This window comes from Candidatus Thermoplasmatota archaeon (assembly GCA_022848865.1).
GTDB lineage: Archaea > Thermoplasmatota > Thermoplasmata > RBG-16-68-12 > JAGMCJ01 > JAGMCJ01.
In genome coordinates this window covers 1-11,970 of sequence record JAJISE010000052.1, presented here as the reverse complement: position 1 = coordinate 11,970, position 11,970 = coordinate 1, and the positions used below count along the sequence as shown (strand labels likewise).

At 54.4% G+C, this 11,970-nt stretch carries 11 protein-coding genes; 10 read left to right on the top strand and 1 reads right to left on the bottom strand.

Annotated elements, in window-relative coordinates; all coding sequences use genetic code 11:
* From LN415_08635 to LN415_08605, 7 genes are all read left to right on the top strand, one after another.
* Positions 1 to 560: hypothetical protein (locus LN415_08635; GenBank protein MCJ2557153.1), on the top strand; the 560-nt coding region annotated here is incomplete at its 5' end.
* A gap of 111 nt (positions 561 to 671) precedes the next feature.
* The gene (locus LN415_08630) at positions 672 to 1,385 is read left to right on the top strand and encodes a hypothetical protein (protein ID MCJ2557152.1); all 714 of its coding nucleotides are present in this window, start codon (positions 672 to 674) and stop codon (positions 1,383 to 1,385) included.
* Positions 1,386 to 1,399: 14 nt separating this feature from the next.
* Entirely contained in the window at positions 1,400 to 3,472 is a 2,073-nt protein-coding gene (locus LN415_08625) for a tetratricopeptide repeat protein (protein MCJ2557151.1), read from the top strand.
* A gap of 1 nt (position 3,473) precedes the next feature.
* Positions 3,474 to 4,277, top strand: coding sequence for a hypothetical protein (locus tag LN415_08620; GenBank protein ID MCJ2557150.1), 804 nt, complete (start codon positions 3,474 to 3,476; stop codon positions 4,275 to 4,277).
* A 27-nt stretch (positions 4,278 to 4,304) separates the two neighbouring features.
* A complete protein-coding gene (locus LN415_08615; protein MCJ2557149.1) occupies positions 4,305 to 4,841 on the top strand; it encodes a hypothetical protein in 537 nt (178 codons plus the stop codon).
* On the top strand, positions 4,838 to 6,622 hold the full coding sequence (locus LN415_08610) for a DUF835 domain-containing protein (GenBank protein MCJ2557148.1): 1,785 nt from the start codon (positions 4,838 to 4,840) through the stop codon (positions 6,620 to 6,622). Before LN415_08615 ends, LN415_08610 begins: the two co-directional genes overlap by 4 nt.
* Entirely contained in the window at positions 6,619 to 7,350 is a 732-nt protein-coding gene (locus tag LN415_08605) for a hypothetical protein (protein MCJ2557147.1), read from the top strand. The genes LN415_08610 and LN415_08605 overlap by 4 nt, the downstream gene beginning before the upstream one ends.
* On the opposite strand, the gene LN415_08600 is transcribed toward LN415_08605, so the two are convergent.
* Complete coding sequence (locus LN415_08600; GenBank protein ID MCJ2557146.1) at positions 7,347 to 8,267, bottom strand: hypothetical protein; 921 nt, start codon at positions 8,265 to 8,267, stop codon at positions 7,347 to 7,349. The genes LN415_08605 and LN415_08600 overlap by 4 nt on opposite strands.
* Before the next feature lie 214 nt (positions 8,268 to 8,481).
* On the opposite strand from LN415_08600, the gene LN415_08595 reads away from it, so the two are divergent.
* The 3 genes from LN415_08595 to LN415_08585 form a co-directional block, all read left to right on the top strand.
* Positions 8,482 to 9,204 (top strand): hypothetical protein, encoded by a 723-nt coding sequence (locus LN415_08595; GenBank protein ID MCJ2557145.1) that lies wholly within the window; start codon positions 8,482 to 8,484, stop codon positions 9,202 to 9,204.
* Positions 9,185 to 9,901 (top strand): AAA family ATPase, encoded by a 717-nt coding sequence (locus tag LN415_08590; GenBank protein ID MCJ2557144.1) that lies wholly within the window; start codon positions 9,185 to 9,187, stop codon positions 9,899 to 9,901. Before LN415_08595 ends, LN415_08590 begins: the two co-directional genes overlap by 20 nt.
* 1 nt (position 9,902) lies before the next feature.
* Positions 9,903 to 11,970 (top strand): tetratricopeptide repeat protein (locus LN415_08585; GenBank protein ID MCJ2557143.1); only part of this gene is annotated, 2,068 nt, incomplete at its 3' end.

Here is an 11,970-nt window from a genome sequence, read left to right as displayed (position 1 = left end):
TGGATTGCTATTCGCCCACGATTGGGGAGTCGCATGATGTGTCCCAAGATCCAGACATATTGAGAATCGACAGCCTGAGCAACATCGAGAGCATAGGCCTGTCCATCTCGAAGGCAGCCGTCAGGCTAGGGGAACCTGTCCGGATCATCTTCTACACACTATCCACACTCTTCCTGTACAATTCCCCGCAGGCCATGGCGAAGTTCTTCCAGATCGTTTCGTCACGTGTGAAAAACGAATATGGCTCGATTCTGTACGTTCTCCAAGAGGGTGTGCATGATGACAGAACAGTCTGTCTCCTGGAATCTCTCGTCGACGGAGTCATCCAGATGCGCTATGACGAGAACCTTGGGCGGGAGTGGCGAGTCCATCATTACAGGGGCAGAGCGTCCGATCCGCGCTGGACTCGGTTTGATGCTAACAAGTACGCGTTTGTGACCGCAGTTGACGAGAAAAGGCTGGTCAATGAGTTCCTCGACTATGAGTATGGCTTCACCCAGAAGAAGATGAAACAGAGCAACGCTAATCTCGTCACCGTGGAGGAAACCAACATCGAATAACGATGTAATGTGAGGAAATGGTGCATGATCATGGAGTCCCTGGTTGAGGGAAAAAAGGAGCCAATTTCGATGTCATCGTCACCCGATTCGAACCGCGGAGCTAGCAGCAGAGTGAGGACGTTTATAGAGGGCTTCGACAATGCCTTGGCCGGAGGGATTCCGAAAGGCAACGTCGTGTTGTTATCTGGACTTCCAGGAACGATGAAGTCCTCATTGGCATACAACATTCTCTTCCAGAACTCAGCGCACAGCAACTCGAGAGGATTGTATGTAACACTCGAGCAAAGACGCGATAGCATCGTGTCTCAGATGTATTCCATGGGGTTCGCAAGAGAGGAGCCCTTGAGGAACATCGAGATATTCGACATCGCCAGGATCAAGAAGGAAGTCGGTGAAAGAACCGAGGCCAAATTCTGGATTGAGTACCTGAAGAGAGTGGTCGGCCTCAAAAGGAAAGTCTCCGACTTCGACATCTTTGTTCTGGATTCCTTGGACGCCATGGAGTTCCTGGAGAGAGCCGAGGGAAAGAGAGCCCAGCTTTTCCGCCTCTTCGAATGGCTGAGGGAGTGGGGTGTCACCACGTTCCTGATAACTGAGGTCCCGTCCGAGCCGACAATCCAAGGACTCATGTGGGGGGAGAAGCGAAGTGAAGCCGACTACCTCGCGGACGGCATCATCCATCTGAAGATGCATCAAGTCAACGATGTGGATGTGCAAAGGAGAATAAGATGCGTCAAGATGCGAGGGACCAAACATGAGACCAGCTACTTCGCCCTCGTGTTCGAGAACGGCGTTTTCAGCATAACAAGACCGATGAGCATGTAGGACAGGGAATCGCGATGGAACGTCCGCCAATATGCCCGAGCTGCCAATCACCGAACAGATTGAATGCGGTCAGATGTCGCGTGTGTGGAGTGCGTCTCATCGAGAAGAAGAGATCCAGCGAGGAGTCTTCCCCGGAACCTGTCGTTCTGGAGCGGGTGATGACGGGCGAGGTTTTCACAGCCGTGTTGGGGAAAGCAGGACCCAAGAAGGAGGAGGCAGCCGAGCCTGTTGAATCGGGGGTGACAGTGCAGGGGAGCCCTGCGATGCAGGACGCGTCGGTATCTGCGGATTGCTCAGATCAGGTGGACGACTGGATGGCCAGGGCGAGTGCAGCAATGGAACTCAAGAAGTACGCAAAGGCGATTGAGTTCTTGGACAGGGTTCTTGAGCTGTCACCGAGGGATCCGCAGGGATGGTACAAGAAGGGTGTGTGCCTTGCGAAACTAGGAAACCACGTCGATGCCATCAGGTGCTATGAGAAGGCCATCGAAGAGAACCCGGAAGACGCCCGACTCTGGTTCATGAAAGGGAGGTCCCAAAGGGAGACCAAATCATTCGTGGATGCCCTCTTCTCGATGGACAGATCCCTAGAGATAAGACCTGATTTCACCGAGGCCTGGCACTCGAAGGGAGATCTGCTTGGGGTTCTTGGGAAGATCGCGGAGGCCTATGCCTCCTTCTCAGAGGCTCTCAGGCTGAATCCAGATCATACAGAGGCAAGAATCAGGAGGAACAATGCAGAGGCGGTCCTCATAAACAAGGGCATGCAAACGCTGATCGCTGGGACGACCTCTTGGAGTGACTTGCCAGCCAGCATGCGTTACGATGCCCGGTCTGGACCCAGCACATCGAGAATCGCCCTGATTTCGCAGGCTGAGGATGCCATGTCTGAGAATCGGCTTGAGGAGAGCCTCTACCTCTACGATCAGGCACTGGCCTTGGATGCCAGTGACTCCTTCCTTTGGCGAGAGAAAGGGAATGTCCTCTCCAAAATGGGAAGACACAGGCGAGCGAGTGAATGCTACCAAAGGTCCGCCTCCGTGGCAGACCAAGCGCCGCAAGCCCCACGTAAAGTCGAGAGGGAAGAACTCCCCTCACCGGGTCAGGCCGAGTCTCACGAGGCGAGCCCGACGGCAAGCGCACCTGATGATGACATGCCCGACTCCGAAGCGGCACCCGAAGAAGCAGAGGAGACTGCAGTCGGGACACCTCAATCTGATGGAACGGGAGAGGACAGGATAGGCGCCGAGAATGTCTCGAGGCTACAGAGGAAGATAGATGAGATTGTCTCATCTGAGGACGAGTCTCCTCCCACAGAGGCAGAGAACGAGGAGGTTCTCATCTCAAGCAGGCTTAAGGTCAAATCAGCGAAGGAGAAGGAGTTGCTGCCGACCTACGTGAAGGGGTTCGACGAAGCTCTCGGGGGCGGGATCCCAAAGGGTCACACGGTCATCGTAGCCGGTGCGGCGGGGACAATGAAGTCCTCCCTGGCGTTTTCCATCCTCTTCAACAATGCCATGGAACGGGGAAGAATGGGGCTTTATGTGACGCTCGACCAAAACACTAGCAGTCTGATTGCCCAGGCTTCCTCTCTTGGAATGCGGTACGAAAGAGCGCGGAAGCTACTCAGGATATTCGATATGGCTCATATCAAGAGCCACACGTCGAGGACAAGGGAACAATGGATGAACATGCTCTACACCCAGATCAAGAGACTGAGGAACAAGTTCGAGCTGGATTTCATTGTCATCGACTCACTCGACGCCCTACTGACGCTAGGGGAGGTTGAGAACAAGAGGTCAAGGGTTTTCAGGCTCTTCGAGTGGTTGAGGCAACTCGGAGTCACGACTCTCGTCGTGTGCGAGAGACCTGACTTCGTGATTGGCGGAAACGTGATTCAGTCCAAGAATATGGAGGACTTCCTTGCCGATGGGATAATCCACCTCAGGCTCCATCTGGTCAACGACGTGGATGTCCAGAGAAGGATCAGATGTTTGAAAATGCGAGAGGCGAACCACGGCACAGGATATATGGCCCTTTCCTGGGATGATGGCTCATTCAATGTCACAAGAGCGGTCAGGAGATAACATGGCTTCTTCAACGTCCAGAGAGTGGTCAGGGATTGCGAGACATTCGAACGAGAGGATTAGGACCTACGTCAGAGGGTTCGATGAGGAGATAGGGGGAGGTATTCCCCCAGGACACATTACCCTGATCCATGGTCCGACGGGGACGATGAAATCCTCGCTGGCCTATTACATCCTCTACAACAACGTCCTGGAAGGAAGGAAGGGTCTCTATGTCACGCTCGAACAGGATGTGGAAAGCCTGTCGGACCAGATGGAATCGCTCGGCATGGAGATTGTGGCGGCATCGAAACTCATACCGATACTCGACCTGAGCAGAGGTCGAGAGAAGCTCCAAGAGTTGGATGAGAAGATGAGGTCGCTCAAGAAGAGGGTCCCGAACAGCCCTGTAGCAGAGAACGGGTTCCTTGGCATAGTTCAAGCCAAGGTGGAGGAGCTCAAGAAGAAGCACGGTTTCGATTTGCTGGTCATAGACTCGCTCGAGGCCTTGGAGCTGGTTGCCGACTTCCCTGACAGGAGGAGGAACCTCTTCGATCTCTTCGAGTGGCTCAGGTCACTCAACGTGACCGCTTTCGTGGTCTCAGAGTCCTCTCCAGACTTACTGGGTTTCCTAAGGTTCAAGGAAACCTTCGACGAAGCTTTCCTCGCTGATGCCATTTTCGAGCTCAAGATGGCGATAGTGAACAATGTTGATGTTCAGAGAAGGATCAGATGTGTGAAGATGAGGAGCGTCGACCACAAGACGGACTACTTCACGCTCATACATGAGAACAAGTGGTTCGAAATCACCAAGGCGATCTGCTAGGATGGGATGACCTTGAGATGGAAACGAATGGGACTCGTCCTGTTGAGGGCTCTGATCCTTTTTGCCCTTTCTGCCGTCCTCGTCGGCGGGTTCTGGTTTCATGCTGAGTTCTACAAACTCGGCCTTCCCATCTTGATCATCGCAGGTGCAGTGACAGTCATAATGATGGTTCTTGCCTTCAGATTCGCGATTACAGGCGAGTACCGGTCTTTCTCGAGGCCAAAGAGATTCCTTGAGTTCGAGTTGGACGAGTTGGACAGGGTTAGGCACGGTCTGAAGAAGTCCACACTCAGGAAGCCTCAAGAGAAACGGGAAATCCGGCCTGGGAACGTGGTTTCAGCCAGGCTGAGAGGGAGCGATGACACTGAGGTTCTCAGGCTAAGAATAGCAGGCATTGACCGGAAGTACCTAGCTGACCTCGACAAAGGAGACCTCCGGGCACTTGGGATCGGCTCCAAAGGTGAGCTTTCCGAGATGTGGCGGAAGTTGGGTGGGAGACTGGACGAGAGAGTGTGTGGTGAGCTAATCTTCTTCGAGCGACTTGGGAGGGGGAGAAGGAGATGACCCCAGAATTCCTCCTCGTTCTTGTGATTTCGGTTTTCACGCTGGCGGTCTTGGTCGCAGGAATCTTGTTTCTCAATCGAGGAAGGATGAAGACGCTGTTCGTTGCACTTCACATCCTGTTTCTAATGGTGAACATCTCTTGGCTTGTAGGAAGACAACTCCACGAGAATGGGTTGGATATTCTAACCTTGTCCTCGACTGTCATGGTCTTCCCTGTCATCGCAATCCTCGTCCTTGCATTCTTCCACGGACGCTCGTTTACAGAAAGAATCTACTTGCCAATCATGATCTTCCTTCCGTCTCTGGGCATAGTCTATGTCTCAGTCGTAGAGGCCTGGACGAGCTCGGACCTCTACGACCACTCCGTTTTCATATACTACATCGTCTTCTGCCTCGCAATCTCCTTTGCGGAGTCTACTGCAGTCTGGCTGAGATCCTCAATCCTTCGAAAGGAGGGATATCTCCTCGTGCTTACCCTCATCATTCTTCTTGCCACGGGACCGATTTACTACCAGGAGCTTAGGATTCTGAGCGCTGACGACTTCATTGGTCCGAACCTGGGGTTCCCCCTCTCTGGTGTGGCGATACTGATAGCACTCCTCAGGACAGACTGTCCGCCGGTGAATATCAAGACCAAGAGAAGGACTCGGGAGAACGCATTGAGATTCCTCCCTGAACCTGGAAGGCTTCACTTCGTGAGCGAGGCGAGGCCCAAGTACTCGAGGTCGATCTTCGCTGATGAGCTTGACAATGGGAAGGCGGGACTCGTGCTGGCCTCCTCGAGAATGCGACAATCCGCATTCAAGTCCAGAATCGGAAATGCTGCCTCAATCGAGATCTCATTCACAAACGGAAAGGACAGCATCAGGGCCTGGGATCTGGGTCGAGTCTATTACTGTATCAGGGATTTCGCAGCAGCTCATAGTAATGGTGTTGTTCTTGTCGACGCTTTCCCACTACTTGTGTGCAACAACGACACAAGTTCAGCGAGAGAGTTGGTCTCTTCCATGCGGAGGATCGCAAGACGCACCGATTGCACGTTCCTCGTCCCCTTGTCCCTCCTGACAAACACTGAATCTTCTCGACTCGTCGTATCTGGAGACAGCTTGATGGAATTCCCTGATGTCGAGACTAGAGTGCTTGAGATACTCGAGGCCCACATCGGCAACCTCAGCAGACACCTCCTCCGGAGGTATTGCAGGAGCAAGGGCATCGGGATCAAGGACTTGTTGCTCGAGGATGTTCCGGACCTTGCCGTGTGGATAACGAGTGCCCTGGATACACTAGGTGTCCATGCAGGCGACGGCGCCATGCTCAGGAACTGGAAGAATGAATCATACGCAACTTCTCAAGACCTAATGAGATTCCACAACTCCGACATCGAGGAAGCCCAGAGGCTTCAAGCGGACCCGCCCGTCACCGTGGAATCGCTCATTCCTCAAGTTGTGTATGCCGGAATGGACGTCCCGCCAGACACAAGGAAGGCAAGAGCCACCAAGATGTCAGAGAAGGCCATGAGAGAAGGACTCCTGTTGGTCTTCTTGAAGTACTTCGGAGAGGCGGGAAGATTCGTCTTGGCGAGAGAGCTTGGGGAACTGAACAAGAGACTGGATAACCTTACTGTGGCGGATCTCATACGTCTGGCGGACAGAGCGCAAGAGGCAATGATGGAATTCGGGGAGATTGTAGACATAGACAACGTCAGGACGGATATGAAATCGAAAGGATATCGCATGAGAGATGAGATAGTGGGACTTGTATCAGAAGGTGGCATAGCATGAAACCGAGAATCAGAACGTACATAGATGGGTTTGACGGAATTCTGAACGGAGGGATACCCGAAGGACACAATGTGCTTATTGTCGGTACACCTGGCACGATGAAATCCTCAGTGGCGTACTCAGTCTTGTACAACAACGCCATCAACAATGGAACGAAGGGGCTCTACATATCGCTTGAGCAGAAGAGAGCCAGTCTGTTCGACCACATGAGGAGCCTCGGAATGAGCCCTGAAACCGTGAAGGACCGGGTCAGCGTCCTAGACTTGAGTGAGCTGAGGAAGAAGATGCGGGATGCAGAGCAGGACGTCTGGATAGACTTCCTCCAGATGTATACGAAGAGCATTAAGAAGGGTTTTGACTACAGACTTCTGGTTCTCGACTCACTCGACGCGGTTGAGGCTCTGGCGAAGTTTGACGACTTCAGGATGGAGTTCTTCAAGTTGCTCAAGTGGTTCAAGTCGCTCGGACTCACGACCTTCATAATAACGGAGATGCCGGGGGTCAGTTCTCCCATTATGTCCAGTCCCGACATATGGAGTTCCTTCGGGAAGCACAAAGAAGACTACCTCGCCGATGGGATCGTGTTCTTGAAGATGGAGAAGAGAGGGGACTTCGAGGTGCAAAGGAGAATAAGATGCGTCAAAATGAGAAGCGTCCAGCACGACACGAGATACTTCGCAATGGTCTTCGATGGGGGAAGATTCCAAGTGACCAGAATCATGGCCTAGTTGATGCCTCTCCTGATAACCCTCACCATTATCCTTTTTGATCGGCATTTCGGGCATTGCCTGATGTATGATGATGAGACGAAGGTACCACAGCGTGAGTCGCCCCGGCACATTATCTCATAGAGAATGTCTCCTTCACCGATCTCCTCATGGTAGGACAGCTGCTTCCCCGCAGCGACTGCAACGCCACTTCCCCTCGTGGAGACAGCGGATGCGTTCTCGCGCAACAGCCATCTCTCCTCACCGCTTTCATCATACAACACGACTTTGTGCGGGTGGAGAACCGCCACATACTCATCGGCAGAGAGATCTAGGGCACTGTCATCCAAGGACCGCTCCGAAGACAGATCACAATCCTCTGTGACGGATAGGAGCCTGTGACGAAGCACGACGAAAAGAGATTCCCTACCCGATGCCAGCGCCACAATGGCATCAGGAAACTCGGCCTCAGTGATACAACGACCGGCCTTCGAGAATGCAATCAGACTCTTCCCACCTCCCACGAAAACTCTTCCGCGGAAGCAGGTCACATGTTTCCCGCCAGAGTCCACTTTCCAGAGCTCTCTCCCCTCCCTGCTGAAGGCCAACAGCTCTTTCTCTGTGAGGACGGCAGCGATATCGGAGACCGCGAAATCCACGGGTGAGGATGGCAAGGGAGTTTCCTTCATCGTGACTCCTATACGGTTCACCAAGCGCATGCCGTTCTCATATGCGATCAAGCACGTGTTTTCTTGCGGGGAGAAGCCGAAACCGACCACCCTCCCCTTCAGGGAAACGGTCCATCTCTTCAGCCCAGCCTCATCGAGAAACACCACCTTCGAACCGCTGGAGATGAGTATCCCTCTTTCCCCCGCCAAAAGATGGATGTGGTCCAGTCGTTCCTCGGTCTCGGTCTTCCATATCTGCCTTACGCTCACACATCATGGATAGGAGGATTTCGATTTAACCCTTTGTCAATCAGGTGATGGCCACTGGTTGTTGGCCCACCGAGTCGTGCTTGTCCATGGCTATGTGGGGAAGTGGATTATCACCGGTGATAATTATCAGTCAGTCTACATATATGTCAAGATTCTATTCCTCTTAGAGCGTTCAGAAGCCACTCTAACGAGATTAGAATTTAGCGGGGCCGACATGAAGAGAGAGCATTTCAAAGAGACTGTGGACATACTTGCAGGAGGGCACGGACTGCCCATACTCAAGCTGCTCCATACGAAGGGCTGGTCCATCGCCAGCGACGTAGCGTCCGAGCTCGAGATACACACGACGACTGCCTCGAAGTACTTGACAAAGCTGCACGAGGTCGGCATACTCGACAGACGAACCAGGGACTGCAGGACGAGGAAGGCTCATGAATACAGGCTCAGGAGCCCGAGGATATCCCTGGACATCGACATACGGGACAGCCAGGACGATGACCTCGTCCCCGTGTGCGAGTTCTACTCATCGGTCCTCTTCGGGATGATCAAGAAGACCGAGAAGATCGGGTGGGCGATCATAAACCCCGCTGCGGAAGAGGCGCTCTCTGAGCTTCAGGATTCTACTGAGAAGGATATCTCAGACATCGTTGCGTACATCGACATCAAGGGAGGACACGCCTCGACATTCAGAAGACTGAGGGAAGCCATCGAAAGCGGTGAGCTCCAGTGTGATCTGATCGGTCTCAAGAGGGCGTTCACCGCCGTCTTCGAGAGGGTTCTTGGGCTGTGCAGCGAAGGAGTTGGACCAACCACGGCCAATAGGATCTTCCAGCTGGCTCTGAGGGCGCCGCCAAAGGAGGCTTCGAGCCTGGCGACGGAGTATGGGCTGTTGGATGTCTTTCCAGAGGACGCTGTGTATGACAGGAAACGAGTCTAGGGTCAAGACTGGCATCGCGGGACTGGATGTCCTTTCGAGGGGCGGATTCCCCACGAACAGTGTCAACTTGGTCTCTGGTCCGGCGGGAAGCGGGAAGACGCTGCTCGCGACCCAGTTCTTCTTCAACGGCGCGAGGGACAACGGCGACGCGGGCCTCTACCTCGTTCTGGAGGAGAACCGCGAGAACATCATCCGCGCCATGAGGCACTTCGAGATGCACCTGGATGGGCCTGAGGATGAAGGAAGGCTCTTCCTCATCGATCTGGGCGAGATGAGGACCGAGCAGGACCGGGGAGTCGTCTCCTTCAGGGAGATCATGGACTTCCTCGAGAGCTTCATCCCGAAAATGAAACCCAAGAGGCTCGTCCTGGACTCCCTTCCAATCGTCAACCTGCACTACCGAAACGTGGAGGAGTTCAGAGAGGAGCTGTTCATTTTCTCACGCTACCTGCGACAGCAGGATTTGACGACCATTCTCATCACGGAGTCGCTGGAGGATCAGGGCCTCACGAGGTTCGGGGTGGAGCAGTTCGTGGCGGATTCCTTCATAGTCCTGGGACTGGAGGATGTGAGAGGAGAGCTTCGCCGGACCCTGACGGTCAGGAAGATGAGGTTCACGAAGCACGACACCGCGAAGCATCCCTTCCTCATCACTCCGAGAGGAATCGAGGTCATGTCCGGGGAGAAGGTGGTGTAGGATGGTCGAGAGAGCCAGAATAGGCATCAAGGTCATTGATTCCCTCATCGAGGGAGGAATTCCACGAAAGACGTCGGTTGCAGTGCAAGGGCCATCGGGGAACGAGAAGTACGACCTCGCGCTGAGCTTCCTGAAGGAGGGGATCCTGAAGGGCGAAGCGGTCATCGTCACTCTGTCCTCGGTCTCGCCAGAGGAGTTCAAGCGGGGAATGCTGGCGGTTGGCATCGACGCCGAGGACCTCATGAAGAAGCGGCTGCTGAGGATCATAGACTGGTACTCCCACAAGGAGAAGGCCATCATCGACATAGAGGAAGACGGCGGCGTTCTCAGGTGCTCCATTGACCTGATAAACGTCGGGATCGCGTTCAGTCGGGCCATTGCCGACCTGGACGAGAGCACGGAGAAGAGGGCCGTCGTGGAGATACTCTCCCCCGCTCTGAACGAGTACGACATCCAGAAGGTCTACGGGTTTGCTCAGAGCACGAAGGCGAAGCTTGAGAAGATGGGCTTCACGTCCCTGTTCCTGGTCGAGAAGGAGATGCACGATGGCGTCACGCTTTCCACGCTGCTCCAGCCCTTTGACGGGGTCATCGACATCGAACGCACCCGGGAAGGGGACCGAATAGTGAGGAAGGTCGGCGCGCTCTCGATGAAGAACACCAGAGTGGACTCGAATTATGTTCCTCTAGCTGTCAGCGATTCCGGAATCGGAGATGATGCCAAGGAGCAGGAAGCGAAGGAGGCTCCTGAGAAGACCGAGGATGTCCCCGAGACGGAGAGCCCGCAGCTTTGGTTTGACCTCGGTACAAGACTGCTCCTCCAGGGTGAGCCTGAGAGAGCTCTCAAATGCTTCAACAAGATTCTGAACTCAGATCCATCCCACGTTGGAGCGTGGGCCTCCAAGGCGAATACCCTCAAGGAGCTTGGCAGGACAGATGAGGCGACGGAATGCTACAAGCAAGCGCTCGTCTACTCCACGAAGGGCGCGAAGAAGCCCGTAGACGTAGCACCGCCGGAACCAGAAGAACCCGGCAGAGAGTGCTCCTATTGCTCGGAGACCATTCCGAGCGGGAAGAAGTTCTGTGACAACTGCGGTATGAATGAGTCAACGGCAGACATCGGCGGGATGGACATCAACCGCATAATGAGAGTTTGCAGCGTGAAGCTGGACCGGAACCCAGAGGACGCGGACGCTCTCTTTGTCAAGGGTGCCACTTACGAGAAGATCGGTAACCATGAACGTGCGATAGAGGCCCTCAACGGGCTCACGGACCTGGACCCCCGCTATCCGGGTGTCTGGATACTCAAGGCGAAGGTGCACGCTCGAATGGGCGACAGGGAGAGTGCGATCAAGTGCCGTGAGATGGCCTTGTCATATGACAAGGAAGACGTTGTGAGAGAAGAGGCTGCGAGAGAACAGCTGTACGAGTGTCCCATGTGTGGACAATCCGTCTCCGAAGATGCTACCGAGTGCGAGAACTGCGGTGCCCGATTCGACACGTCCCTGATTGGGGTACCTGAGCCCATTGCAGAGCCGGCCGATATCGAAGTCCCGAAGCCCGCAGAGGCTGACAAGAGAGAGATGTTGAGACGGGAGATAGCCGAGCTGAAGTCGAGAAGGCCCAGAATAGCTCCAGAGGCCGAAACATCTCGGGAGAAGGAACCCGCGCCATCTGCCCGCGTAGGCCTAACGAACGGCCTGGCCAGGAAGAGCGTCGGCAGGGGGCCCGGACGAACCAACGGATTGACCAATGGAAAGGGACGTGGGCGAACGAACGGGCTCACGAACGGCAGAGGAAGGACAAATGGGCTCACAAACGGTCGAGGACGCACGAATGGCCTGACGAATGGTAGGGGACGCACGAATGGACTCGTGAACGGTCTCAGGGGAAGAGTGAATGGCCTAACGAACGGCCTTGTCAATGGAGTAGGGAGAGTAAACGGCCTGACGAACGGCCTGGTCAACGGACTCGGCAGGGTCAACGGCCTGACGAACGGGGTCGTCAATGGCCTGAGGTCCTTCAGATCTGGACTCACCAATGGGGTCACCAACGGGCTGGGATTGACGA